This window comes from Streptomyces sp. NPDC000880 (assembly GCF_053599675.1).
Genome location: NZ_JBSFMS010000097.1, coordinates 4147 through 29164, shown reverse-complemented (window position 1 = coordinate 29164; position 25018 = coordinate 4147). Strand labels below are relative to the sequence as shown.

The following is a 25018-nucleotide window of genomic DNA, read 5'->3' as shown; positions in this document are numbered from 1 at the left end:
AGTTCAGTCGTGTGATATCCCGTTCTGAGGCCACCCGGCCTGTTGACGGGCCGCGCGCCCCTTTCGTATGGCTGTGTGTTACGCGGACTTCTCGTGACGCCCGTCGTTCTTCACGATCCGCGGCTCCCGCGGCACCAGCGTCGGGTTCACGTTGTTGTGCACCACATCCGCCGTGATGACGACCCGCGCGACGTCCTTCCGCGACGGCACCTCGTACATCACCGACATCAGGACCTCTTCCATGATGGCCCGCAGGCCACGCGCGCCGGTGCCGCGCAGGATCGCCTGGTCGGCGATAGCCTCCAGCGCCGGGAGGTCGAAGTCCAGCTCCACGCCGTCCAGTTCGAACAGGCGCTGGTACTGCTTCACCAGTGCGTTGCGCGGCTCCACCAGGATCTTCAGCAGGGCCTCGCGGTCCAGGTTGTGGACCGAGGTGATAACCGGGAGGCGGCCGATGAACTCCGGGATCATCCCGAACTTCACCAGGTCCTCCGGCATGACCTCCTGGAACTGGTCGCTCGCCTCGATCTCGCGCTTGGAGCGGATCGTCGCGCCGAAGCCGATGCCCTTAGCGCCCGCCCGCGACTCGATGATCTTCTCCAGTCCGGCGAAAGCGCCGCCCACGATGAACAGCACGTTCGTCGTGTCGATCTGGATGAACTCCTGGTGCGGGTGCTTCCGGCCGCCCTGCGGGGGGACCGAGGCCGTCGTGCCTTCCAGGATCTTCAGCAGGGCCTGCTGGACGCCCTCGCCCGACACATCCCGGGTGATCGACGGATTCTCGCTCTTGCGGGCGACCTTGTCGATCTCGTCGATGTAGATGATCCCGGTCTCGGCCTTTTTGACGTCGTAGTCGGCCGCCTGGATCAGCTTCAGCAGGATGTTCTCGACGTCCTCGCCGACGTACCCCGCCTCCGTCAGCGCCGTCGCGTCGGCGATGGCGAACGGGACGTTGAGCATCCGGGCCAGGGTCTGGGCGAGCAGCGTCTTGCCGGACCCGGTCGGGCCGAGCAACAGGATGTTCGACTTGGCCAGTTCGATCGCGTCGTCCCGGCCCGTCGCGCCGCCGTTCTCGCCGGCCTGAACGCGCTTGTAGTGGTTGTACACCGCTACCGAGAGGGCCTTCTTCGCGGGCTCCTGCCCGACGACGTACCCCTCGAGGAACTCGTAGATCTCGCGCGGCTTGGGCAGTTCCTCCCACCGCACCTCGGAGGTCTCGGCGAGCTCCTCCTCGATGATCTCGTTGCAGAGGTCGATGCACTCGTCGCAGATGTACACACCGGGGCCTGCGATGAGCTTCTTCACCTGCTTCTGGCTCTTTCCGCAGAACGAGCACTTGAGCAGGTCGCCGCCATCACCGATGCGTGCCACGAGGTGCTTCCCCTTCGCCTGGGAGCAGCTTGGTTCAGCCGACTCCTGGTGCCTCATATCCGACGGTACCTTGCCGGGCCCCCCGTTCGGGCCCCCCTTGGCACGGTTCACATTGTCGTGTACCGCGCCAAGGGCGCCGGTCCGGTCAGGCGGCCGCTGCGGCCGTGCTCTTACGGGTCGAGACGATCTGGTCGACGAGGCCGTACGAAAGGGCGTCCTCGGCGGTCAGGATCTTGTCACGCTCGATGTCGTCGCGGATCTTCTCGATCGGCGTGGTGGAGTGCTTGGCCAGCATCTCCTCCAGCTGCGTACGCATCCGCAGAATCTCATTGGCCGCGATCTCCAGGTCGGAGAGCTGCTCGCGGCCGGTCTGCGAAGACGGCTGGTGGATCAGCACGCGGGCGTTCGGCAGGGCCATCCGCTTGCCGGGGGTACCGGCGGCGAGCAGCACGGCCGCGGCGGAGGCCGCCTGGCCCATGCAGACCGTCTGGATGTCCGGCTTCACGAACTGCATCGTGTCGTAGATCGCGGTCAGCGCGGTGAAGGAGCCACCGGGGCTGTTGATGTAGATCGAGATGTCGCGGTCCGGGTCCATCGACTCCAGGCACAGCAGCTGCGCCATGACGTCGTTGGCGGAAGCGTCGTCGATCTGCACGCCGAGGAAGATCACGCGCTCCTCGAAGAGCTTCGCATACGGGTCGTACTCGCGCACGCCCTGCGAGGTGCGCTCGACGAAGCGCGGGACGACGTAGCGGTTGTCCACCTGCGGGCCGGTGTAGAGGCCGCTGGCGGAGGCGCCGGGAAAGTTACTCATGTCGGTGTTCACCATCCTGGTGGCGTTCTGTGGTCTGGGGTGGCCGGGGCGCGGACTGCCTGGCTCAGGAGCTCGGAGCTCAGGGCTCAGGCGCCGGTGCCGCCGCCGCCCGGAACGCCCGATGCGGCGGAGATGATCTCGTCGATGAGGCCGTACTCCTTGGCCTCCTCGGAGGTGAACCAGCGGTCGCGGTCACCGTCGCGGATGATCGTCTCCACGCTCTGGCCCGAGTGCCGGGCCGTGATCTCCGCCATGCGCTTCTTCGTACGGAGCAGGTACTCGGCCTGGATCTTGATGTCCGAGGCGGTGCCGCCGAGGCCTGCCGAACCCTGGTGCATGAGGATGTCGGTGTTGGGGAGCGCGAAGCGCTTGCCGGAGGCGCCGCCGGTCAGCAGGAACTGACCCATCGAGGCCGCCATGCCCATGCCGATGGTCACCACGTCGTTCGGGATGTACTGCATGGTGTCGTAGACCGCCATGCCGGCCGTCACCGAACCGCCGGGGCTGTTGATGTAGAGGTAAATGTCCTTGTCCGGGTCGGCGGCAAGGAGCAGCATCTGCGCCGTGATCTTGTTGGCGATGTCATCGTCGACCTGCTGGCCGAGGAAGATGATGCGCTCGCCGAGCAGCCGGCTGTAGACCTGGTCGCCGAGGCCACCACCGATGGACGGCTCACCCGCGGCGTAAGGCATCAGATTCGTCACGTATCCACCTGCTCGTCTCTGACGGCTGCGGCCGTCTCAGCGTCTTCGTACTGGGGGCGGGGACTCCCCTGCCCTCGTATTCATGGACCCTAACGCGCAGGTGGGACAACGCCATCCCGCTTCCCGAACTGTTCGCTCGGAGCGCAAGGTACCGGGGGGCACAGCCGTACGGCTCGGGCCCCGGTCGCGGGGTGCGTCCGGGGCCCGGCGTAGGGGTCAGCGCGAGGCTCAGGCCTCGGTCTTCTCGGTGTCCGTGTCACCGTCGGCGGCGGCCTCGACCGTCTCGTCGGCGGTCTCGTCCTCGTCGTCCTCGAGGTCGATGACCTCACCGTTGGCATCGGTGACCTTGGCGGCCTCGACGACCACGGCGAGCGCCTTGCCGCGGGCGACCTCGCCCACGAGCATCGGCACCTGGCCGCCTTCGACGACCGCCTGGGCGAACTGGTCGGGGCTCATGCCGGAGGAGGCCGCACGCCGCATGAGGTGCTCGCTGAGCTCCTCCTGGTTGACGTTCAGCTTCTCCGTGTTGACCAGCTCATCGAGGATGAACTGGGTCTTGATGCCCTTGACCGCCTGCTCCTTGGTCTCGGCATCGAACTCTTCCTCGGTCTTGCCCTGGATCTCCAGGTACTTGGCCAGGTCGAGCCCCATCTGGGCGAGCTGGTGGTTCACCAGGTTGTGCTTGCGGGTGTTGACCTCGTCCTCGAGGAGCTTCTCGGGGATCGGCACCTCGGCCAGCTTCAGCAGCTCGTCCAGGACGCGCTCCTGGGCCTGGGTGGCCTGGTCGTACTGCTTCATGTTCTCGAGGCGCTTGCGGCTGTCCGCCTTCAGCTCCTCGAGGGTGTCGAACTCGCTCGCCATCTGGGCGAAGTCGTCGTCGAGCTCGGGGAGTTCACGCGCGGCAACGGCGGTGACCTTGACGGTGACCTCGGCCTCCTTGCCCTCGGCGCTGCCGCCCTTGAGCTCGGAGGTGAAGGTGGCCTCGCCGCCGGCCTCCAGGCCGGTGACGGCCTCGTCGATGCCGTCCAGCAGCTCGCCGGAGCCGATCGTGTACTGGACGCCGCTCGCGACGCCGTCCTCCAGGACCTCGCCGTCGACCTTGGCCTCGAGGTCGATCGTCACGATGTCGCCCTCGGTGGCGGCGCGCTCGACCGGGTTGGTGGAGGCGAAGCGCTCGCGCAGCTGCTCAACCGACTTCTCGACGTCCTCGTCGCTGACCTCGACGGCGTCGACGGTGACCTCGATGCCGGAGTAGTCCGGGATCTCGATGGCCGGGCGGATGTCGACCTCGGCGGTGAAGGCGAGCGTCTCGCCGTCCTTCAGCTCCGTGATGTCGACGTCGGGCTGGCCGAGCGGGTTGACCGCGGCCTCGTTGACCGCCTCGGTGTAGAACTTCGGGAGGGCGTCGTTGACCGCCTCCTCCAGCACCGCACCACGGCCGAACCGCTGGTCGATCACTCGGGCCGGGATCTTGCCCTTGCGGAAGCCCTTGACCGTGACCTGCTGGTTGATCTTCTTGTACGCCGCGTCGAGGCTGTCCTTGAGCTCCTCGAAGGGCACCTCGACAGTGAGCCGAACCCGAGTCGGGTTCAGGGTCTCCACGGCGCTCTTCACGGTTCGGTCTCCTTGGTGGCTGATTCTGGGGTTCTGCTGCGTCCGCCGCACTGGAGGCGGCTCAGCGGATCGGCCCGGCTCTCCATCCCACTCGCCGGCTGTTCGTCGGACTCGTCGGACACACGGGCACGCAGCTTGCATAGTAGCCGCAAGGAGGATGAGCCCCACAATGTGATCTTGAAGGACGTCGTGGTCATGGTCGGGGTGGCCGGATTCGAACCGACGACCTTCCGCTCCCAAAGCGGACGCGCTACCAAGCTGCGCCACACCCCGTCGGTGCGACACGTAGGGTACATGCCCACAGGCCGTACGGCTGCCGCATTCTCCCTGAGGCTTTCGCGGAGGCGCTGCGGGCGGAATGGGGTGTGCGCCGCTGTCCCCGGACCCGCTACGATGCTCTTCGTACCGCGGCCCTCGTGACCTGCGGTGCGGTGCTTGCGGGCGTAGCTCAATGGTAGAGCCCTAGTCTTCCAAACTAGCTACGCGGGTTCGATTCCCGTCGCCCGCTCTGTGCAGGCCTCAGGCCCGGTTCGGTTGCTGTTCAACCGAACCGGGCCTGAGGCGTTCCCAGGTCAGAAGTTGATCTGATTGATGGTGTTCGCTATCGAGTCGAGGAACCTGTTGATCGACGGCGCCATGCCCGTCGAGGCGAGGAAGAAGCCGAACAGCACCGCGACGATCGCGGGTCCGGCCTTTATGGAGCCGCCGCGGATCAGCACCACGAGGATGATCGCCAACAGAAGCACCACAGACAGTGAAATGGCCACAACTGATCACACCCTCGGTCGGTCCGCCTTGCCGGCCCGGGAGCGTATGGCTCAGCACACCCCCGCCTTGACCATCGTGCCACCAACAGCCCAATACATGCTGCCCGCTGACGAATCATCGACGACGGGATCACGCCATCCGCGCACCCGTGCGCGCTTCGAGCGAAGGGGCGACTCGGCCGCCGGGGTGAAATACGGGAAGGAATTCGGCCTGATCGTTGCCATGCCCCCACACGTCGCTCACGAGAAATTCGAAAGTGGCCGGTGAGGAAATTCACGTAGTCACAAGGTCGTGGAGGTATGAACCATTTAACGGGGATCAATTGGGGCATATCGGGCAGTTGACGGCTGTTTCGGATTCGAATGGGGGTGTCCGTAGAACGTTTTACGAAATCGAATCGGCGAGGCTAGGGTGCCTCAGATGTTCCACGCTCCGCATGAATATCGGAGGGCCCCGCTCCCCCAGGTCCGGGAGTCGGAGCCCGTCCCTACGACGCAGAACACGGCCACCCCGGTCGTCACGGCGCCTGCCGAGAAGGCCGCCGAGAAGTCCACCAGGCGAGACGCCTACTTCGACAACGTTAAATATCTGGCCATCGTGCTCGTGGCCGTCGCCCACGCATGGGAGCCGGTGATGGAGGGCAGCCGCGCCACGCGGGCGCTGTACATGCTCGTCTACACCTTCCACATGCCGGCCTTCATCCTCGTCTCCGGCTACTTCTCCCGGAGCTACACCGGCCGGCCGGACCAGCTCAGACGCATGCTGACCGGGATTGCCCTGCCCTACGTCGTCTTCGAGGTGGTCTACTCCCTCTTCCGGCGATGGGCGCAGCACGCCCCCGAGCAGCCGATCAGCCTGCTCGACCCCTTCTATCTGACCTGGTTCCTGGTCGCCCTGTTCATCTGGCGGCTGACGACGCCGCTGTGGCGGCTGATCCGGTGGCCTCTGCCGGTCGCGCTCACCCTGGCCTCGCTCGCCGCGCTGACGCCGAACGTCGGGGCGGACCTCAATCTCCAGCGCGTGCTGCAGTTCCTGCCGTTCTTCGTGCTGGGTCTGTGTCTGAAGCCCGAGCACTTCCAACTCGTGCGGCGGCGCGAGGTGCGGCTGCTGGCGCTGCCGCTCTTCGCGGGCGCGGGCGTCTTCGCGTACTGGGTCGCGCCCCGGATGAATCTGGGCTGGCTCTACCGCTCCAGCAGCGCGCAGGAACTGGGTGTGCCGTGGTGGTCAGGGATTGTGATGACCCTCGCGTTCTTCGGGTGCGCGGTGCTGCTCACTGCCGGGTTCCTGGCGTGGGTGCCGCGCCGCAGAACGTGGTTCACGGTGCTCGGCGCGGGCACGATCTGCGGCTATCTGCTGCACGGCCTGCTGATCAAGGCCGCGGACTACGGGCATGTCTTCGAGGCGAACGCCTGGCTGAGCACGCCGGGCGGCGAGGTCGTGGTGACGCTGGTCGCCGCGGCCGCCGTGACGCTGCTGTGCACGCCGCCGGTGCGGCGGGTGATGCGGTGTGTGACCGAGCCGGAGATGGCGTGGGCGTTCCGGCGGGACGTGACGGAGCTGGGGCCCCGGCGCTGACCCGCTGAATCAGTCGGCGGGCTGCTCGTGAGGCAGGCCCAGCAGGTCCCGCATCTGCGCGTACTTGGCCGCCAGCCGGCTCCGGGTCGCCTCGTCGAGGGCGGCGAGGCGCGCCGGGTCGGCATTGTGCGCGAGGTCGGCCTCCTTGACGAGGCGGGCGCCGGGAGTGGCCAGAATGCGCCGGGCGTAGTCCTCCAAGTCCTCGTCCTCGCCCTTGGTGAGGGCCAGGACCATGCCCTTGACGGACCGCGGCAGCGGCGCTGCGTCCAGCCACTCGCGGGAGAGCACGCCGTCCTCGATGGCGTCGTGCAGCCACGCGGCGGCGATCTGCTCCTCGCTCCCGCCGCGGGCACGTACGCCTTCGGCGACGGCGGCGAGATGCTCGGTGTACGGGCGTCCCGACTTGTCCTTCTGTGCGGCGTGCGCCTCACGGGCGATGGTCTCGACCTCGGTGAGCGTGAGATACGGCATGGGACGACTGTAGGGGCTTACGGTTCGCCGTTACGCAGGCGCTCCGGCGAAGACGGGGGTCGTCAGGGCGGTCAACCGCGCGGCGATCTGCGCCAAGTTCGCGCGGGACGCTTTCCCGCGATGCCGGCGGATCGGGGGTGGGGCGCGACCCCACCCCCCGCTCACGCCTGCCGGCAGAGCAGCAGCAGCGCCCGGTCGTCGTTGACGTCCTTCGCGACCGCCTCGATCAGATGCCAGGCCGCGCCCTCGAAGCCGGAGGCGACATAGCGGTCGGCCTCGCCTGTGAGGCGGTCGATGCCCTCGCTGATGTCGCGGCCGGAGGCCTCCACCAGGCCGTCGGTGAAGAGCATCAGTACGTCGCCGGGGCGCAGGGAGCCCTTGACCGGGTCGAACTGTGCCTTGTCGTAGACGCCGAGCAGCGGCCCCTCCGCGGACTTCTCCTCCCAGCGGCCGCTGCCCGCGTTCAGCTGGAGCGCCGGCAGATGGCCCGCCGACAGCAGCTCGTAGTCCCCGGAGTCCAGGTCGAGGACGAGATGGATGGAGGTGGCGAAGCCTTCGTCCCAGTCCTGGCGGAGCAGATAGCCGTTGGCCGCGGGCAGGAAGCCGTGCGGCGGCAGCGAGCCGAGCAGCCCGCCGAACGCGCCGGACAGCAGCAGGGCGCGGGACGCCGCGTCCATGCCCTTGCCCGAGACGTCGGTGAGGACGACCTCGAGGGTGCGGCCGCCGTTCGTACGCGCCGCGACGACGAAGTCGCCGGAGAAGGACTGGCCGCCGGCCGGGCGCAGTGCCATCTCGCGGTGCCAGCCCTTCGGCAGCTCCGGCAGGGCGCTCTGTATTCGGATGCGTTCGCGCAGGTCGAAAAGCATGGTTCCGCCACGCCGCCAGGGCACGCCGACCCGGGCCCGGAACTGCGCGATGAGCAAGCCGAAGAAGCCGCACGCGGCGACTACCAGGACCGTGCCCGGGGTCACCCTGGCCGGGCCCTCGGTGTACGGGCCGAGTACGACCGACTCGACGATCAGAGCCGCCGCGGCCGCCGCGTACAGACCCAGCAGGCTCGCCGGGCGCAGCAGCAGACCGCCGGCCACGATCGGCAGGACCAGGGCCGCCGAGGACACCCAGACGGGCATCACGACCGTGCCCCAGGTGAAGGCGGGGATGGTCAACAGCAGCCCGACCAGCGCAATCCAGTCGGAGCCGTCGCCGCGGAAGTAGTCGACCCCCGATTTGCGCAGCGCGATACGGGCCCGGTGCACTGCCTTCCGCAACCGGGCCGTGAACGAGTCTGCTGCAGAGCCGCGGGCCATTGCCGTGGACCCTATCCACCCGCCCGCGTTCCGCGCAGGGGGACCCCTTTGACAATGCGTTCGAAATCGGGTCGCCCTGATGACGTAGCCCTGGTAGGCATGGCATATGACGATCGAGTTGCGGGTGCTGCGGCCGTCCGAATGGGACGACTGGTACGGGAAGTTGATGCTCGCCTTCGGTGGGGCCGGGGAGCCCCAGGAGGAGCGCGAGCTGTGGGACTCGCTGACCGAGCACGGGCGGTCGATCGGGGCCTGGGACGGCGACGACTGCGTCGGGACGGCCGGGGCGTTCTCGTTCGGGGTCTCGGTGCCGGGCGGCGCGATGGTGCCGGCCGCGGGCGTGACGATGGTCAGCGTGGCGGCGACGCACCGCCGGCGCGGGGTGCTCACCTCGATGATGCGCCGCCAACTGGACGACGTACGCTGCTGGGGTGAGCCGCTGGCCGTGCTGACGGCCTCCGAACCGGAGATCTACGGACGGTTCGGCTACGGGATCGCGACCCAGCAGATGTCCGCGCAGATCGACACGGTCCGGGGGCGGATCACCGTCCCGGAGGTCGCCGACGCCGTCCGGCTGCGGTTCGCCGAAGTCGCGGAGGTCGCCGCGGAGTGCGAGGCGGTGTACGTACGCAGCATCGGCTCACGGCCGGGCATGCTCGCCCGCAAGCCGGGCTGGGAGCGGCTGCCGCTGCTCGACCCTCCGGGCGAGCGGGACGGCGCGTCGCCGATGCAGTGTGTGGTCGCCGAGCGGGAGGGCGAGATCGTCGGTTTCGTCCGCTTCCACAACAAGCCGGAGTGGGAGCCCCGCGGGCCGAGCGGCACCATCACGCTGCGGCACATCGAGGCGCTCGACCCCGTGACGTACGCCGTGCTGTGGCGTTTCCTCTTCGACATCGACCTGACGGTGAAGGTCGTGGCACGCAACCGGCCCGTGGACGATCCGCTGCTTCATCTGGTCAACGATGTGCGGCGGCTCGAAGTGCGGGTGCGGGACGGGCTGTTCGTACGGCTGGTGGATCTGGGCGCGGCGCTTGAGGCGCGTACGTACCGGACGCCGGTGGATGTGGTCTTCGACGTCGAAGACGCCTTCTGCCCCTGGAACGGCGGACGCTGGCGACTGACCGGCGACAGCAAGGGCGCGTCCTGCAAGCGGACCGAGGACGACGCCGATCTGGCGCTGTCCGTACGGGAGTTGGGCGCGGCCTACCTGGGCGGGGTGTCGCTGGCCGCGCTGGCGGGCGCGGGCCGGGTGAGGGAGCAGCGGCAGGGGGCACTGGCCGAGGCGTCGTCGGCCTTCATCAGTGATGTCGCGCCCTGGCTGCCGCACGGCTTCTAGCAACCTGGAGGACAGGGGGTCAGCGCTGCTGGCAGGAGGCGCACCAGAAAAGATTGCGTGCGGCGAGTTCGGCGGTGCGGATCTCGCCGCCGCAGACATGGCAGGGCAGTTGGGCCCGGCGGTAGACGTAGACCTCGCCGCCGTGGTCGTCGACGCGCGGCGGGCGGCCCATCGCCTCGGGGGTGTGCTCGGGGAGGACGGTGTCGATGCGGTTGTTGCGTACCCCCTCGCGCATCAGCTCCACGAGGTCCGTCCAGATCGCGGTCCACTCGGCGCGGCGGAGGTCCTTGCCCGCGCGGTAGGGGTCGATGCCGTGCCGGAAGAGGACCTCGGCGCGGTAGACATTGCCGACGCCCGCGATGACCTTCTGGTCCATCAGCAGCGCGGCGACGGTGGTGCGGGAGCGGGAGACCCGGGCCCAGGCCCGGACGCCCCCGGAATTGAACGCAGCGTCGTCCGCGCGCAGCGGGTCGGGGCCGAGGCGGTCGTGTATCGCCTGCTTCTCACCGTCAGTGATCAGCGCGCAGGCGGTGGGGCCGCGCAGATCGACGTACGCGGTGGGGCAGGCCAGACGCAGCCGGACCGTGTCGGTCGGCGGGGGCGCTGGGGCGTCACCGAAGTTCACCTTGCCGAAGAGGCCGAGGTGGATATGGACCCAGCCGAGCGGGCCGAAGCCGAGGAAGAGGTGCTTGCCGTGCGCCTCGGTGCTCTCCATGACCTGGCCGTCGAGCAGCGCCGCGCTGTCGGAGAACTTCCCCTGCGGGCTGGTCGCCCGCACAGGCCGGCCGCCGAACCTCTCCAAGTGGTCGGCGGCCAGTCGGTGGATCGTATGCCCCTCGGGCATCAGCCCTGCTGCGGGTGGTGCGCCGGGATCGGGGGGAGCTCACCCGTCTTCTCGTACGCGGCGATCATCTCGATGCGCCGGGTGTGACGCTCCTCACCCGAGTACGGCGTAGTGAGGAAGATCTCGACGAACTTCGTCGACTCCTCCAGCGTGTGCATCCGGCCGCCGATGGCGACGACGTTCGCGTCGTTGTGCTCACGGCCGAGCGCGGCGGTCTGCTCGCTCCAGGCGAGAGCGGCGCGGACGCCCTTGACCTTGTTCGCGGCGATCTGCTCGCCGTTGCCGGAGCCGCCGATCACGATGCCGAGGCTGCCCGGGTCCGCGACCGTCTTCTCGGCGGCACGCAGGCAGAACGGCGGGTAGTCGTCCTGGGCGTCATAGATGTGGGGGCCGCAGTCGACGGGCTCGTGGCCATGGGCAGTGAGCCACTCGACGAGGTGGTTCTTGAGTTCGAGGCCGGCATGGTCGGAGCCGAGGTACACGCGCATGGTCCGAGTGTGGCATGCGCGGGGGTGGGTAGCGGTCAGCGGGGTCCGGGACCTGTCAGCGTCGCGGGCCTTCCGCTTATCGCATCGACCTAACGATACGGAGACGGGTCTTCCGTCATCAGGTGTCGCAGGTTTGAATGCGGGGGCTCGTAACCCGAGTGCTCTCGAACCTAAGGAATCGTCCATGACCTCGCAGCAGACCCTCACGAAGGAAGGCGGAAGGCCCGGAACACCGGGGAACCCGCAGTCCTCCGACGGTCTCCAGGCCGGTCTCAAGAACCGCCACCTGTCCATGATCGCCATCGGCGGTGTGATCGGCGCGGGCCTTTTCGTCGGCTCCAGTTCCGGTATCGCCGCGGCAGGACCGGCCATCCTTCTGTCGTACGCACTCGTGGGCGCGCTGGTCGTCTTCGTAATGCGGATGCTCGGTGAGATGGCCGCCGCCAACCCGACTTCCGGCTCCTTCTCCGCCTACGCGGACCGGGCGCTCGGCCGCTGGGCCGGGTTCTCGATCGGCTGGCTGTACTGGTTCTTCTGGGTCGTGGTGCTGGCGGTCGAGGCGACGGCCGGTGCGAAGATCCTCGAAAGCTGGATACCGGCGGTCCCCCAGTGGGGCTGGGCGCTGATCGTGATGGTCGTGCTGACGGCTACGAACCTCGCGTCCGTGTCGTCGTACGGCGAGTTCGAGTTCTGGTTCGCGGGCATCAAGGTCGTCGCGATCGGCGCGTTCGTGCTGATCGGTGTGCTCGCGGTCTTCGGGCTGCTGCCCGGCTCGGACAACCCCGGTGCGGGCTTCGCGCACCTCACCGACGCCGGCGGATTCCTGCCGAACGGAGCGGGCGCGATCCTGACCGGTGTGCTGATGGTCGTCTTCTCCTTCATGGGCAGCGAGATCGTGACCCTGGCCGCCGGTGAGTCCGAGGACCCGCAGCGCGCGGTCACCAAGGCGACGAACAGCGTGATCTGGCGGATCGGCGTCTTCTACCTGGGCTCCATCTTCGTGGTGCTGACGCTGCTGCCGTGGAACGACAAGTCGATCCTCGACAAGGGCTCGTACGTCGCCGCGCTCGACTCGATCGGCATCGCGCACGCCGGGCAGATCATGAACGTGATCGTGCTGACGGCTGTCCTGTCGTGTCTCAACTCCGGGCTCTACACCGCCTCCCGGATGGCGTTCTCGCTCGGGCAGCGTGGCGATGCGCCGAAGTCCTTCGCCCGTACGAACTCGCGTGGCGTGCCGCAGGCGGCCATTCTCGGGTCCGTGGTCTTCGGCTTCCTCGCCGTCTTCTTCAACTACAAGTGGCCGGACACCGTCTTCGCGTTCCTGCTGAACTCGTCCGGCGCGGTCGCGCTGTTCGTGTGGCTGGTCATCTGCGTCACCCAGCTGCGGATGCGCGGGATCATCCTGCGTGAGACGCCGGACAAGCTCGTCGTGCGGATGTGGCTCTTCCCTTATCTGACCTGGCTGACCATCGCGATGATCCTGTTCGTGCTGGGCTACATGGTCTACGACGGGGGCGACCCGCGGGAGCAGGTGCTGCTGTCGCTGCTGGTGGCGGCGGTGGTGATCGCGATCGCGGTCGGCCGTGAGAAGTTCGGGCGCGGCGGCCCGGTGGATTCCGCGGACGCCGCTCAGAGCGGTGCTAAGGACTCGGTCACCCGGTCGTGACGCGGCACAGAACCTAAACGTGGATGTCAGGGATCGAAAGAGGCTCTCCGTGAACGCCTGCAAGGCGCAAACGGAGAGCCTCTTTCATGCTTCGGGAGCTTCAGCCCCGGCGGCCGATGAGCTTCCACGCCGTGGGCAACGCGCCCATCGCCAGCGCCGCCTTCAGCGCGTCACCGATCAGAAAGGGCGTCAGCCCGGCGGCGACGGCCTGCGACAGCGTCATGCCGGTGGCCAGCGCCAGGTACGGGACACCGACCGCGTAGATGATCACGGAGCCGGCCGCCATCGCGCCCGCCGTGCGCAGCACGGAGCGGTCGGCGCCGCGGCGCGCGAGGGCGCCGACGGCCGTGGCTGCGAGCATCATGCCGAGGATGTAGCCGAAGGACGGTATCGCATAGCCCGCAGCGCCCTGGGCGAACCAGGGCATGCCCGCCAGGCCGACGACCGCGTAGAGCGCGAGGGAGAGGAAGCCGCGGCGGGCGCCGAGCGCGGTGCCGACGAGGAGGGCCGCGAAGGTCTGGCCGGAGACGGGGACCGGGGAGCCGGGGACCGGGACTGCGATCTGCGCCGCGATGCCGGTGAGCGCGGCGCCGCCGACGACCAGCGCGATGTCCTTCGTACGAGAGGCAGGCAGCAGGTCGGCGAGGACCGCTCCCGGGCGTGAGGTGACGGAAGCAGTGCTCATCGGGACTCCGCGAAAGGTGAGGGCAGGTAAGGACAGGCTGACGGTAGCCCACCGGGAATCGCTCGATCACCGTCAGCCGGCGACAAAGGCCGACTCTGCCGCTTGGTGGAGATCACACAAAGGTGGCCCGCCACACGTGAGTTGGCGTGACGCTCGTCACTGAGATCGGGGCTGAGTCGGCCCGCTTTGCGCAGCGGGGCCGAACTTCGGGAGACTGTGGGGTCCCACCAAACCATCCGAGACTGCGAGACACCTGGCACGACGCGTCGCGTCGCCCGGCCGCAGGTGCTCCGGCCGGGCGGTGCGACCGCGGCGGTGCTGTTGGTCGCGGGTGCGAGAGGTACGGCCACGACGTGAGTAAGTGTTCACCTTGTGTAAGCATCGTGCCCGTATAGCGGACATACGTTCCTCGTAAGCGGACCCCATGCCCAGACTGGTCCGCTCCCCCCTCAGCTACTGAACAGGGCACACCCATGTCTCGGACTTCCGCGCCCGCGCCCGTCGACCAGCCGGTCGACGCGCCGCTCTCGCACGGACTCAAGCAACGCCATCTTTCGATGATCGCTCTCGGCGGCGTCATCGGCGCCGGGCTCTTCGTCGGATCCGGCGCGGGCATCGCCGCCGCCGGACCCTCGATCGTCATCGCCTATGCGATTTCGGGCTTGCTCGTCATGCTCGTCATGCGCATGCTCGGCGAGATGTCGGCGGCCAACCCGGCATCCGGCTCCTTCTCCGTACACGCCGAGCGGGCGATCGGCCCCTGGGCAGGTTTCACCGCGGGCTGGGCATTCTGGTTCCTGCTCTGTGTGGCCGTCGGCCTCGAAGGCATCGGCGCCGCCAAGATCATGACTGGCTGGCTGCCCGGCACTCCGGAGTGGGCGTGGGTCGCGCTGTTCATGCTGGTGTTCTGCGGCACCAACCTGGCGGCTGTGAAGAACTTCGGCGAGTTCGAGTTCTGGTTCGCCGCCCTCAAGGTCGGCGCGATCGCCCTCTTCCTGGGCATCGGCGTACTGGCAATCCTCGGCATCCTGCCGGGCACCGACGCCCCCGGCACCGCCAACCTCATGGGCGACGGCGGCTTCATGCCCAACGGTTCCGAGGGCCTGGTCGTCGGTCTACTCGCCTCCGTCTTCGCGTACGGCGGCCTGGAGACAGTCACCATCGCGGCGGCCGAGTCCGAGCACCCGGTGCAGGGTGTCGCCAAGGCCGTGCGTACGGCGATGTGGCGTATCGCGCTCTTCTACATCGGCTCGATGGCGGTCATCGTGACCCTCGTGCCATGGGGCGACCCGAAGGTCGTCGAGAAGGGCCCGTACGTCGCGACCCTCGACCACCTGGGTATCCCCGCCGCCGGCCAGATCATGAACGTCGTCGTGCTGGTCGCCCTGCTCTCGGCGATGAACGCCAACGTCTACGGCGCCTCCCGGATGGCCTGCTCGCTGGTGGCCCGCGGCCAGGGCCCGAAGGCGCTGGGCAAGGTCTTCGGCGGTGTCCCGCGCATCGCCGTGCTGGTGTCCTCCGTCTTCGGCTTCTCCTGCGTGCTGCTCAGCTACTGGCGGCCCAACGACGTCTTCATGTGGCTGCTCAACATGATCGGCGCGGTGATCCTGGTCGTCTGGATCTTCATCGCCGTCTCCCAACTGGTGCTCCGCCGCAAGCTGGAGCGCGAGGCGCCGGAGAAGCTGGTCGTGAAGATGTGGCTGTACCCGGCGCTGACGTGGGTGGCACTGGCGGGCATGGCAGCGGTGTTCGTGCTGATGGCGCGGGAGGCGGATACGCGTACGCAGCTGTACTACACGGGTGGGCTGGTGCTGGCGCTGGCCGTCGTGGGGTACATCCGCCAGGTGGCGGCGAAGGGGGACGTGCGGGCGGAGGCGGAGCCCGAGGCGGTCGACGCTGGGGCCGGCAAGGGCTAGCCGGAGCCGTCCGGCAGCCGGTTTTCCTCAATCTCCCCCAGACTTCGTCCGGGGACCCCAACGGGCTTGTTTTCGCGCCCCGTTCGTCTTCAATCAGCGGGACGGGCTGGAGATCGGAACGCTCAGGACAGCACGCTCCCCCCTCATGCGCGCGGGCGATACGTCGCAGCGCACCGGACCCCCGGGCCGCCACGGCCCGGGGGTCCTCCGCGTCCTGGGCGGCCCCGACTTGCCCGGACCTCGCAGTGGTCGCCAGAAACGAGGCCCGGAACGACCCGAAGCGAAGCGTTACGCGTCCGCGAAGCAGCGCGCGAACAACCTTCTGCTCGCCCCGTAGCACCCTATGAGCGTCCTGCTCGTGATCGTCTTCTCAACCTTCACTTGCAGGCGGAGTAACGAAGAACCCCCGCGAGGACGTGACTCGCGGGGGTCCTTCCATGCACGCGCCCGTCCGGCCGCACCTGGGTCGGGTCAGTCAAAGATGGGGCCCTGCGTGCGGGTCCGCTTGATCTCGTAGAAGCCAGGGATCGACGCCACCATCAGTGTCCCGTCCCACAGCTTCGCCGCCTCCTCGCCCTTCGGGGCCGGCGTGACCACCGGGCCGAAGAAGGCGATCTGCTCACCGTCCGAGCCCGGGACCGCGATGACCGGGGTGCCGACGTCCTGGCCGACCTTGTCGATGCCCTCCTTGTGGGAGGCGCGCAGCTCCGTGTCGTACGCGTCGGAGTCGGCAAACTCGATCAGCTCGGCCGGCAGGCCGACCTCGTCCAGCGCCGCCGCGATCGCCTCGCGGGTCGCGCCCTCGCCACGGTTGTGGATGCGGGTGCCGAGTGCGGTGTAGAGCTCGCCGAGGACCTCGTCGCCGTGCTTCTGTTGCGCGGCGATCGCGACCCGGACCGGGCCCCACGCCTGCTTCATGCCCTCGCGGTACTTCTCCGGCAGCTCGTCCAGCCTGTGCTCGTTCAGCACGGCGAGGCTCATCACACGCCAGCGGACCTCGACGTCGCGGACCTTCTCCACCTCGAGCATCCAGCGGGAGGTCATCCAGGCCCACGGGCACAGGGGGTCGAACCAGAAGTCGACGGGGGTCTTGCCGTTCTTGCCGTTCTCGGACATGTCACTCCTCGTGGGGAACGTCGCGTGCGCCTCGAACAGGCAACGTCCACCGGTCACCGGACGATTCCCGGATACCGGGTGCCAGGTGCACATGGGAGGATCGGTCCTGTTCGAACGAGACACAAAGGAGTGCCCGTGCCCGGTGAGAATCTGTCCCGCGACGAGGCCCGTCGGCGGGCCGAGCTGGTGTCCGTCGACGGGTACGAGGTGGCCCTCGATCTGCGTTCCGCGGTTGGGGAGGCCCCACAGGGCGCCGGGCCGCGCACCTTCCGTTCCGTGACGACGATCCGCTTCCGCTGCGCGGAGCCGGGCACCCCGACCTTCGCGGATCTGCTGGCGCCCACGGTGACGGCCGTGACGCTGAACGGCAAGAAGCTGGACCCGGCCGCCGTCTTCGACGGCTCGCGGATCGCCCTGGACGGCCTGGCCGCGGAGAACGTGCTGGTCGTGGACGCACAGTGCGCCTACAGCCGTACGGGTGAGGGGCTGCACCGCTTCGTCGACCCGGAGGACGGCGAGGTCTACCTCTACACGCAGTACGAGCCGGCCGACGCGCGCCGGGTCTTCGTCACCTTCGAACAGCCGGATCTCAAGGCGCCGTTCCGCTTCGAGGTGACCGCGCCCGAGGGCTGGAGTGTCTGGAGCAACGGCGAGGGCTCGCTGGACGAGGACGGGGTGTGGCGGTTCGCGGAGACGAAGCCGATCTCCACGTACATCACGGCGATCGTGGCCGGTCCTTACCACTACGAGACCGATGTCTACACGCGGACGTTCGATGGGGGTACCTCCCAGGCCGAAGGCTCTGGGGGAGGCACCGCACTGAAGATCCCGCTGGGGGTGATGTGCCGCAAGGGGCTCGCCAGGCATTTCGACGCGGACGACATCTTCCTGGTGACGAAGCAGGGGCTGGACTTCTTCCACGACCACTTCGACTACCCGTACCCCTTCGGGAAGTACGACCAGGCGTTCGTGCCCGAGTACAACATCGGCGCGATGGAGAACCCGGGGTGTGTGACCTTCCGCGAGGAGTTCATCTTCCGGGGGAAGGTGACACAGGCGTCGTACGAGCGCCGGGCGAACGTCATCCTGCACGAGATGGCGCACATGTGGTTCGGCGATCTGGTCACCATGGTGTGGTGGGACGACCTGTGGCTGAAGGAGTCCTTCGCCGACTTCATGGGCGCGTTCTCGATGGTGGGGGCGACGCGGTTCACCAACGGCTGGGTCACCTTCGCCAACAACCGCAAGTCATGGGCGTACCGCGCGGACCAGCTGCCGTCGACCCATCCGATCACGGCCGACATCCGTGACCTGGAGGCCGCGAAGCTCAACTTCGACGGGATCACGTACGCGAAGGGGGCGAGTGTGCTGAAGCAGCTCGTGGCGTACGTCGGGCAGGACGCGTTCCTGGAGGGCGCGCGGCGCTACTTCAAGCGCCATGCGTACGGGAACACGCGTCTTGGCGATCTGCTGGCGGTGCTGGAGGAGACGTCCGGGCGGGACATGGCGACGTGGTCGCGGTCCTGGCTGGAGACGGCCGGGGTCAACTCCCTGACTCCGGTGGTCACTTACGACGCGGGTTACCGGATCACGGAGCTCTCGGTCGTCCAGGAGGCCGCCGCCTCCCATCCGGAGCTGCGGCCGCACCGGGTGGCGGTGGGCCTGTACCGGCGCGAGGGCGCGGATCTGGTGCGGTACGCGCGGGCCGAGGTGGACGTCGCCGGGCCGCGGACGGTCGTGGAGGGGCTGACGGGGGCCGAGAAGCCGGAGCTGATCCTGGTCAACGACGAGGATCTGACGTACTGCAAGATCCGCTTCGACGAGGGCTCGCTGGCGACGCTGCGGGCGCACCTGGGCGACATCACGGACTCTCTGGCGCGGGCGCTGTGCTGGTCGGCGCTGTGGAATCTGACGCGGGACGCGCTGATGCCGGCGCGGGACTTCATCGACCTGGTACTGCGGTTCGCGGGGCGCGAGTCGGACATCGGGGTGCTGCAGATGCTGCACGCGTGGGCGCGTTCCGCGCTGGAGCACTACGCCGCCCCCGCGTGGCGCGAGGAGGGCGGGCGGCTGCTGGCGGAGGGTGCGCTGCGTGAGCTGCGGCTGGCCGAGCCGGGGAGCCAGCACCAGCTGACGTGGGCGCGGTTCCTCGCGGCGACGGCGACGTCGGCGGCCGATCTGCAGTTGTTGCAGGGGCTGTTGGACGGTACGGCGAGGATCGACGGCCTTGTGGTGGACCAGGAACTGCGCTGGGCGTTCCTGCTGCCGCTGGCCGCGCACGGGGTGGCGGACGAGTCGGCCATCGCGGCGGAACTGGCCCGCGACGACACGGCGTCGGGCAAGCGCCACCAGGTCCGCTGCCTGGCGGCGCGGCCGTCGGCGGCGGTGAAGGCCCAGGCGTGGGCACAGGTTGTCGAGTCGGACTCGCTGTCCAACGCGCTGGTGGAGGCGACGATCTCGGGCTTTGTGCAGGCGGGGCAGCGGGAGTTGCTCGCGCCGTACGTGTCGAAGTACTTCGACACGATCGAGCGGGTGTGGGCGGAGCGGTCGATCCAGATCGGTATGGACGTGGTGAAGGGGCTGTTCCCGAGCCTCCAGGACGACGAGGCGACGCCGGCCGCGACGGACGAGTGGCTGGCGTCCCACGCGGACGCGCCGCCGGCGCTGCGGAGGCTGGTACTGGAGGCGAGGGACGACCTGGCACGGGCGCGGCGGGGACAGGCGTGCGACGGGGGTGCGGGCGCGTAGCCGGCGCTGGGGCCGGGTGCCTGCGGGGGTGCTTTTTTGGGGGCGCCCCGACCCCGGGATGAGGTGATCGTGGAGGTGCGGGTCACCCCCACATCCCCACGCGGCAGTTCCGCACCGCCGGCGCGCTGCCCGGCGCGTGCGCGCCCTTGCGGCGCGAAGCTGTCGCCCCCCGGGGGCAGCGCCTCCCCACGCGGCGGAGCCGCAGATTGACGCAGCCGGGAAGGGGCGGGGCGGGGGAAAGAGCACCCCCGCGTCCCCGATCGTCAGGGCGGCTGATCGGCAGTCGAACGTCCGTACTTTAGGGCGAGCTTGTCCCGAATTGTCGACGGGCTTGTAACAGCGGTTAGCCACCCGGCCCCCCGCGGGCATCCCCGTCGCATGAACCACAACACCCCGCTCTCCCCCGTCCCCCTCAGCCACCTCTCCGAGGTGCAGCGCCGCGTACTGTCGGCAACCCAGCTGCGTGCGCACGGGATCTCCACCGCCCGCATCACCTCGCAGTGCCTGCCGGGTGGACCCTGGCAGTCGCTGCTGCCCGGTGTGTATCTCCTGCACTCCGGGCCGCCCACCAGCGAGGAGCGGCTGCACGGCGCCCTCCTCTACGCGGGGCGGCCGGTCATTCCCGCCCAGGACGAGCCCCAGGGAGCATCCACCGCCGCCCTCTACGGCGAAGCCATGGTCACCGGACTCGCCGCCCTCGCCCTGCACGGGTTCCCCTCCGCCCCGCCGCTCCTGTCTCTCGACCGGATCGACGTCCTCGTGCCCCGCGCCCGGCGGTTGCGGTCGACCGGGTGCGCCCGGCTCGTACGGACGCACACGCTGCCGAGACCGGAAGAGATCACCGGCGTGCCCGTCGCCCCCGTGCCCCGCGCTGTCGCGGACGCCGTCGCGCAGCTCGCCGACGCCAAAGCCGTACGCCAACTGCTCACCGAGGCGGTCCGCGACGGGCACTGCGAAGCCGCCGCCGTGCTGGGGGAGTTGAGCCGGGCGCGGCTGCTGTCCCGCCCTCATGTCGTGGACGCCGTCGACTCGCTGCTCGCCGAAGGGCGGGCCATCGCCGAGCAACGGCTGTACGACCTGGTGCACACGCACGGGCTCCCCGACCCCGTGTGGAACGTCGACCTGCGCCTCCCCGGCGGCCCGCACCTCGGCGGCGTCGACGCCTACTGGCCCGAGCAGGCCGTCGCCGTCGAGCTGGACACCCGCGCGCCGCGCCAGGACGAGGACGCCCTGTGGTCGGAGTACGTGCGCAAGCGCGAGCAGCTGGAGCGGCTCGGCATCACCGTCGTACACATCACGCCGAGGAGACTGCGGGAGTCGCCGGAGCAGCAGGCGACAGTGGTCCGAACGGCCCTGATGGCGGCGCCGGACCGCGATCCCGCCGCCTATGTGGTGGTGCTCCCGCACTGAGCCGCCTGCACACGTCCTTGCCGCGGCTGGGCCGGAGGCGGCAGCGTCGAGCGGCTATCGGCCGATCCCGGCGATCCGTCCCACCGGGGGTCTGGATCGCCACAACTCCAGCCCGATGTCGACGAGTTCGACCCGTTCGAGGCCGGTCACCCCGTCCAGCGGGTGCCAGGCGGCAAGGTCGGTCGACCCGCCCGTCTCAGGGCGGAGCTCGCCGCCGGTGACCAGGCCCTCGTACACGATGCGCAGCCCCTGGAAGTCGGCGAACGCTCCGAGCTTGCGCGGGTACTGGCGGCGGAAGGAGTCGAGGCCGAGCAGCGCGGTCATCTCAGCCGCGTAGCCGGTCTCTTCCTCGACCTCGCGGACGACGGTGTCGAGCGGGTCCTCCCCGTGGTCCATTCCGCCGCCGGGCAGCGTCCACTTCTTGGCGCCGTCGCGCGCCACCCAGCGGGCGAGCAGGATCTGGTCCTCCCGTACGCACACGGCGTAGGCCGCGACCCTCAGTTCCCTGTTTCGCAACTGCTTGTTCATGCGGTGAGGTTAGAGGGGCGCACCGGGCACTACGCCCGTAACCGCGAAGGCCGGATCCCGCCGCAGCACAAATGTCTATTTGTCCCCCATGGCGCATCGCCCGCGATGGCGGATGTCCGCCATGACCACATCCCGCCTCCGGCAACTCTCCACAAACCCCTGTCACTTACGAAAGGCTGACCGGTCATCCGGCACCGAATTCCGGACCCTCTCTTTCACCAAACAGGGATGCTGATGACCCACGAATCCCAGAGCCCCATATCAGGGCGCTCCGTACCAGGTCACAGACGCGTGGCCCGCATCGCGGCCGCCGCATCGATGGTGGCCGCGCTGGTCGCCGTGGGCGCCGTACCGGCCTTCTCCGACGCGCCCGCCGACGACCCCGGTGCCAGCGCCGGAGTCAAGGCCGCCAAGTCCTCGTCCGACAAGCTCGGTTCGGCCGACGCCGAACTGCTCGCCGAGGCCGAGGCCAAGGGCGAGAAGAGCGTCACCGTCATGGTCGCCACGGCCCCCGGTGCGACCGAGCAGGTCGCGGGCCAGCTCGACGCCGTCAGCGGCTCCGTAGTCGGCAAGACGTACGACCAGCTCGGCTATGTGCGGGCCACCCTCCCCACCGACCGGGCGGAGGCTGCGCTCAAGGCGGCCGTCAAGCTCTCCAGCGTCCACGGCATCGATCTCAAGCACGAGATCAAGCTTGACGACCCGACCCCGGCGGGCGACACCGCCAAGGGCGCGGGCACGGCCGGCGCCCGGGCCGCGTACCCGGCGCCCGGTAAGAACACCCCGGCGAAGAACCCGTACAACCCGTCCTTCGAGACCGGCGCGGTGGACTTCGTCAAGGAGCACCCCAAGGCCGACGGCCGCGGTGTGACCATCGGCATCCTCGACTCGGGCATCGACGTCGGCCACCCGGCGCTGCAGAAGACCACCACCGGCGAGCGCAAGATCGTCGACTGGGTCACCGCGACCGACCCGGTGGCGGACGGCGACGGCACCTGGCGCCGGATGTCGCTCGATGTGAGCGGCCCGACGTTCACCGTCAACGGCCGTACGTACTCCGCCCCGGCGGGCGCGTACAAGTTCAACCTCTTCGCCGAGGCCGCCACCAAGGGCGGCGACATGGCCGGTGACCTCAACCGGGACGGCGACACCACCGACGTCTGGGGCGTGCTGTACGACGCGGGCACCAGGACCGCCCGCGTCGACCTCAACAATGACGCGGACTTCTCCAACGACACCGTGATGAAGCCGTACAAGAACGGCTTCCAGATCGGCTACTTCGGCACCGACAACCCGGCCACCGAGGTCGTCGAGCGCATCCCGTTCGTCATCGAGGTCCGCAAGGACGTCGTCTACAACCCGGCCGGCGCCAAGGCCGACTACGTCAACATCGGCGTCATCGAGGGCTCGCACGGCACGCACGTCGCCGGCATCACCGCCGCCAACAGCCTCTTCGGCGGCAAGATGAACGGCGCGGCGCCCGGCGCCAAGCTGGTCTCCTCGCGCGCCTGCACCTGGAGCGGCGGCTGCACCAACATCGCGCTCACCGAGGGCATGGCCGACCTGGTCATCAACCGCGGCGTGGACATCGTCAACATGTCCATCGGCGGTCTACCCCCGCTGAACGACGGCAACAACGCCCGAGCCGAGCTCTACACCCGGCTCATCGACACCTACGGCGTCCAGCTGGTCATCTCGGCCGGCAACGAGGGCCCGGGCACCAACACCCTCGGTGACCCGGCCGTCGCGGACAAGGTCATCTCGGTCGGCGCCGCCATCTCCAAGGAGACCTGGGCCGCCAACTACGGCTCCGAGGTGACGAAGAAGTACAACCTGCTGCCGTTCTCCTCCCGCGGCCCGCGCGAGGACGGCGGCTTCACGCCGACCATCACCGCCCCCGGTGCGGCCATCAACACCACCCAGACCTGGGCCCCCGGCGGCCCGGTCGCCGAGGCCGGCTACACGCTCCCGGCCGGCTACTCCATGCTGCAGGGCACCTCGATGTCCTCGCCGCAGGCCGCGGGCGCGAGTGCGCTGCTCCTGTCGGCCGCCAAGCAGCGGAACATCGAGCTGACCCCGGCGAAGCTGCGCACGGCGCTGACCAGCACCGCGCACCGTATCTCAGGAGTGCAGGCGCATGAGCAGGGCTCCGGCCTGATCAACGTGGTGGACGCCTGGAATGCCATCGAGGACGGCGCGACCGCCCACGAGTACAGCGTCAAGGCACCGGTCGACACCTCGATCGACTTCGCGCTGAAGACCCCTGGCTTCGGCACCGGGCTGTACGACCGCGAGGGCGGTCTGCAGGTCGGCCAGAAGAAGACGTACGACGTCGTCATCACCCGCACGACCGGCCCGGACCGCCCCGTGCGGCACGAGCTGGACTGGAAGTACAACGACGGCACCTTCCGGCTGCCCGGGAGCGGCGCGGTCTCGCTGCCGCTGAACAAGCCGGTCACCGTCAAGGTCGAGGCGAAGCCCGGCTCGGCCGGAGTGCACAGCGCGATCCTGGAGGCGGACGACGAGGGCACCGAGGGCGTGGACAAGCAGATCCTCGCCACCGTGGTCGTCTCCAAGGAGCTGGCGAAGCCCTCTTACACCTTCTCGGCGTCCGGCTCGGTGGACCGCAACAGCCACAAGTCGTACTTCGTCACGGTGCCGGAGGGCGCGAAGAACCTCGAGGTCGCGCTCGGCGGGCTCGCCAAGGGCAGCCAGACGCGGTTCATCGGCATCCACCCGTACGGCGTCCCGGTCGACGACAGCTCGACGATCTTCTGCTACCCGAACTACAACAACCCGGCGAACACCTGCCGCCCGGATCTGCGCTCGTATGCCGAGCCGACCCCGGGCGTCTGGGAGATCGAGGTCGAGTCGCGGCGTACGTCCGGGCAGCTCGAGAACCCGTACCAGCTGGACGTCACCGTGCTGGGCGCCTCCTTCGACCCGGCCGTCAAGACGCTCCCCGAGGCGAAGGCCGGCACGCCGGCCCCCGTCGAGTGGAAGGTCACCAACGGCTTCGCCGCGATCGACGGCAAGCTCGCGGGCGGTTCGCTGGGCTCGGCGAAGGTCACCCGCCCGTCGATCAAGGACGGTGAGTCGCAGGAGACGACGGTGACCATCGGCGAAGGCGTCGAGCGTCTCGACGTCGCCATCGGCGGGGTCTCCGACAACGGCGCCGACCTGGACCTCTCGGTCTACTTGGGCACTGCCCTGGTCGGCCAGGCCGCGGACGGCGACTCGGAGGAGGCGGTCAGCCTGCTGGGGCCGGCCGCGGGCACGTACACCATCGTGATCGACGGCTACTCCGTCCCGGCCGGGACCACCGAGTACAACTACCGCGATGTGTTCTTCGCGGCTTCGCTCGGCTCGGTCAAGGTCGACTCGACGCAGTCCGTGAAGCTCGCCAGCGGGGCGTCGGCGCAGGTCAGCGCCGAGGTTCTGGTGGGCGGCGCGGCTCCCGAGGGACGGCAGTTCTTCGGCGAGGTGCAGTTGCTGAACGGTCGCGGCACGGTCGCGGGCGCCGGCAGCGTAGTGATCGAGAAGGTCACGCCGTAGCACTCCCGTAGTGGATTGATCTGCACGACGGCGGGGCGGGCTCCGCCAGCTCCCAGAAGAGGTCAAGGCCCCGGCGATGCTGCTGGCCCTGGAGGCGAT

19 protein-coding genes and 2 tRNA genes are annotated in these 25018 nt (G+C 69.0%); 8 read left to right on the top strand and 13 right to left on the bottom strand.

The window, feature by feature from the left end; genetic code table 11:
* Positions 1–78: 78 nt before the first annotated feature.
* From clpX to ACWDO5_RS26070, 5 genes are all read right to left on the bottom strand, one after another.
* Complete coding sequence (clpX, locus tag ACWDO5_RS26090; RefSeq protein WP_450532793.1) at positions 79–1371, bottom strand: ATP-dependent Clp protease ATP-binding subunit ClpX; 1293 nt, start codon at positions 1369–1371, stop codon at positions 79–81.
* 145 nt (positions 1372–1516) lie between these two features.
* Positions 1517–2200, bottom strand: a complete 684-nt coding sequence (locus tag ACWDO5_RS26085; protein ID WP_450532792.1) for an ATP-dependent Clp protease proteolytic subunit — start codon at positions 2198–2200, stop codon at positions 1517–1519.
* 71 nt (positions 2201–2271) lie between these two features.
* Positions 2272–2877: an ATP-dependent Clp protease proteolytic subunit gene (locus ACWDO5_RS26080; protein ID WP_389189841.1), complete on the bottom strand. Its 606-nt coding sequence runs from the start codon at positions 2875–2877 to the stop codon at positions 2272–2274.
* A gap of 240 nt (positions 2878–3117) precedes the next feature.
* Entirely contained in the window at positions 3118–4503 is a 1386-nt protein-coding gene (gene tig / locus ACWDO5_RS26075) for a trigger factor (RefSeq protein ID WP_450532791.1), read from the bottom strand.
* 196 nt (positions 4504–4699) lie between these two features.
* Positions 4700–4776 (bottom strand) — tRNA-Pro (locus tag ACWDO5_RS26070).
* Positions 4777–4940: 164 nt separating this feature from the next.
* On the opposite strand from ACWDO5_RS26070, the gene ACWDO5_RS26065 reads away from it, so the two are divergent.
* A tRNA-Gly gene (locus ACWDO5_RS26065) sits at positions 4941–5011 on the top strand.
* 64 nt (positions 5012–5075) lie between these two features.
* On the opposite strand, the gene ACWDO5_RS26060 is transcribed toward ACWDO5_RS26065, so the two are convergent.
* A complete protein-coding gene (locus tag ACWDO5_RS26060) occupies positions 5076–5270 on the bottom strand; it encodes a hypothetical protein (RefSeq protein WP_450532790.1) in 195 nt (64 codons plus the stop codon).
* A 421-nt stretch (positions 5271–5691) separates the two neighbouring features.
* Between ACWDO5_RS26060 and ACWDO5_RS26055 the strand changes: the two genes are divergently transcribed.
* Entirely contained in the window at positions 5692–6846 is a 1155-nt protein-coding gene (locus ACWDO5_RS26055; RefSeq protein WP_450532789.1) for an acyltransferase family protein, read from the top strand.
* A gap of 9 nt (positions 6847–6855) precedes the next feature.
* Here the strand turns inward: ACWDO5_RS26055 and ACWDO5_RS26050 are convergent, their stop codons facing one another.
* Positions 6856–7317 (bottom strand): HD domain-containing protein, encoded by a 462-nt coding sequence (locus ACWDO5_RS26050; protein ID WP_450532788.1) that lies wholly within the window; start codon positions 7315–7317, stop codon positions 6856–6858.
* Between the two features lie 161 nt (positions 7318–7478).
* The gene (locus ACWDO5_RS26045) at positions 7479–8624 is read right to left on the bottom strand and encodes a PP2C family protein-serine/threonine phosphatase (protein WP_450532787.1); all 1146 of its coding nucleotides are present in this window, start codon (positions 8622–8624) and stop codon (positions 7479–7481) included.
* Between the two features lie 106 nt (positions 8625–8730).
* Here ACWDO5_RS26045 and ACWDO5_RS26040 point away from each other — a divergent pair, with 106 nt between their 5' ends.
* Complete coding sequence (locus tag ACWDO5_RS26040; RefSeq protein WP_450532786.1) at positions 8731–9960, top strand: GNAT family N-acetyltransferase; 1230 nt, start codon at positions 8731–8733, stop codon at positions 9958–9960.
* Positions 9961–9979: 19 nt separating this feature from the next.
* On the opposite strand, the gene ACWDO5_RS26035 is transcribed toward ACWDO5_RS26040, so the two are convergent.
* Positions 9980–10804 carry an Fpg/Nei family DNA glycosylase gene (locus ACWDO5_RS26035; RefSeq protein ID WP_450532785.1) on the bottom strand — a complete coding sequence of 275 codons (825 nt, stop codon included), beginning with the start codon at positions 10802–10804 and terminating at the stop codon, positions 9980–9982.
* On the bottom strand, positions 10804–11292 hold the full coding sequence (locus ACWDO5_RS26030) for a ribose-5-phosphate isomerase (RefSeq protein WP_450532784.1): 489 nt from the start codon (positions 11290–11292) through the stop codon (positions 10804–10806). The genes ACWDO5_RS26035 and ACWDO5_RS26030 overlap by 1 nt, the downstream gene beginning before the upstream one ends.
* A 184-nt stretch (positions 11293–11476) precedes the next feature.
* Between ACWDO5_RS26030 and ACWDO5_RS26025 the strand changes: the two genes are divergently transcribed.
* A complete protein-coding gene (locus ACWDO5_RS26025; protein WP_450532783.1) occupies positions 11477–12961 on the top strand; it encodes an amino acid permease in 1485 nt (494 codons plus the stop codon).
* A 100-nt stretch (positions 12962–13061) separates the two neighbouring features.
* Here ACWDO5_RS26025 and ACWDO5_RS26020 read toward each other — a convergent pair whose 3' ends face one another.
* A complete protein-coding gene (locus tag ACWDO5_RS26020) occupies positions 13062–13646 on the bottom strand; it encodes a biotin transporter BioY (RefSeq protein ID WP_450532782.1) in 585 nt (194 codons plus the stop codon).
* Positions 13647–14119: 473 nt separating this feature from the next.
* On the opposite strand from ACWDO5_RS26020, the gene ACWDO5_RS26015 reads away from it, so the two are divergent.
* On the top strand, positions 14120–15562 hold the full coding sequence (locus ACWDO5_RS26015) for an amino acid permease (RefSeq protein WP_450532781.1): 1443 nt from the start codon (positions 14120–14122) through the stop codon (positions 15560–15562).
* A 471-nt stretch (positions 15563–16033) separates the two neighbouring features.
* Here ACWDO5_RS26015 and ACWDO5_RS26010 read toward each other — a convergent pair whose 3' ends face one another.
* The gene (locus ACWDO5_RS26010) at positions 16034–16678 is read right to left on the bottom strand and encodes a mycothiol-dependent nitroreductase Rv2466c family protein (RefSeq protein WP_450532780.1); all 645 of its coding nucleotides are present in this window, start codon (positions 16676–16678) and stop codon (positions 16034–16036) included.
* 135 nt (positions 16679–16813) lie between these two features.
* Here ACWDO5_RS26010 and pepN point away from each other — a divergent pair, with 135 nt between their 5' ends.
* Both pepN and ACWDO5_RS26000 read left to right on the top strand, forming a co-directional pair.
* Positions 16814–19426 (top strand): aminopeptidase N, encoded by a 2613-nt coding sequence (pepN, locus tag ACWDO5_RS26005; protein ID WP_450532779.1) that lies wholly within the window; start codon positions 16814–16816, stop codon positions 19424–19426.
* Between the two features lie 378 nt (positions 19427–19804).
* Positions 19805–20836 (top strand): hypothetical protein, encoded by a 1032-nt coding sequence (locus tag ACWDO5_RS26000; RefSeq protein ID WP_450532778.1) that lies wholly within the window; start codon positions 19805–19807, stop codon positions 20834–20836.
* 54 nt (positions 20837–20890) lie between these two features.
* Here the strand turns inward: ACWDO5_RS26000 and ACWDO5_RS25995 are convergent, their stop codons facing one another.
* Positions 20891–21364 (bottom strand): NUDIX hydrolase, encoded by a 474-nt coding sequence (locus ACWDO5_RS25995; protein ID WP_450532777.1) that lies wholly within the window; start codon positions 21362–21364, stop codon positions 20891–20893.
* Between the two features lie 228 nt (positions 21365–21592).
* Here ACWDO5_RS25995 and ACWDO5_RS25990 point away from each other — a divergent pair, with 228 nt between their 5' ends.
* Positions 21593–24919, top strand: a complete 3327-nt coding sequence (locus tag ACWDO5_RS25990) for a S8 family serine peptidase (protein ID WP_450532776.1) — start codon at positions 21593–21595, stop codon at positions 24917–24919.
* Positions 24920–25018 lie beyond the last annotated feature (99 nt).

Coding starts and splice junctions, on each gene's coding strand:
- ACWDO5_RS26085 (WP_450532792.1), bottom strand. CDS start 2,200: ATGGTGAACACCGACATGAGTAACTTTCCCGGCGCCTCCGCCAGCGGC.
- ACWDO5_RS26080 (WP_389189841.1), bottom strand. CDS start 2,877: ATGCCTTACGCCGCGGGTGAGCCGTCCATCGGTGGTGGCCTCGGCGAC.
- ACWDO5_RS26055 (WP_450532789.1), top strand. CDS start 5,692: ATGTTCCACGCTCCGCATGAATATCGGAGGGCCCCGCTCCCCCAGGTC.
- ACWDO5_RS26050 (WP_450532788.1), bottom strand. CDS start 7,317: ATGCCGTATCTCACGCTCACCGAGGTCGAGACCATCGCCCGTGAGGCG.
- ACWDO5_RS26045 (WP_450532787.1), bottom strand. CDS start 8,624: ATGGCCCGCGGCTCTGCAGCAGACTCGTTCACGGCCCGGTTGCGGAAG.
- ACWDO5_RS26040 (WP_450532786.1), top strand. CDS start 8,731: ATGACGATCGAGTTGCGGGTGCTGCGGCCGTCCGAATGGGACGACTGG.
- ACWDO5_RS26035 (WP_450532785.1), bottom strand. CDS start 10,804: ATGCCCGAGGGGCATACGATCCACCGACTGGCCGCCGACCACTTGGAG.
- ACWDO5_RS26030 (WP_450532784.1), bottom strand. CDS start 11,292: ATGCGCGTGTACCTCGGCTCCGACCATGCCGGCCTCGAACTCAAGAAC.
- ACWDO5_RS26025 (WP_450532783.1), top strand. CDS start 11,477: ATGACCTCGCAGCAGACCCTCACGAAGGAAGGCGGAAGGCCCGGAACA.
- ACWDO5_RS26020 (WP_450532782.1), bottom strand. CDS start 13,646: ATGAGCACTGCTTCCGTCACCTCACGCCCGGGAGCGGTCCTCGCCGAC.
- ACWDO5_RS26015 (WP_450532781.1), top strand. CDS start 14,120: ATGTCTCGGACTTCCGCGCCCGCGCCCGTCGACCAGCCGGTCGACGCG.
- ACWDO5_RS26010 (WP_450532780.1), bottom strand. CDS start 16,678: ATGTCCGAGAACGGCAAGAACGGCAAGACCCCCGTCGACTTCTGGTTC.
- ACWDO5_RS26000 (WP_450532778.1), top strand. CDS start 19,805: ATGAACCACAACACCCCGCTCTCCCCCGTCCCCCTCAGCCACCTCTCC.
- ACWDO5_RS25995 (WP_450532777.1), bottom strand. CDS start 21,364: ATGAACAAGCAGTTGCGAAACAGGGAACTGAGGGTCGCGGCCTACGCC.
- ACWDO5_RS25990 (WP_450532776.1), top strand. CDS start 21,593: ATGCTGATGACCCACGAATCCCAGAGCCCCATATCAGGGCGCTCCGTA.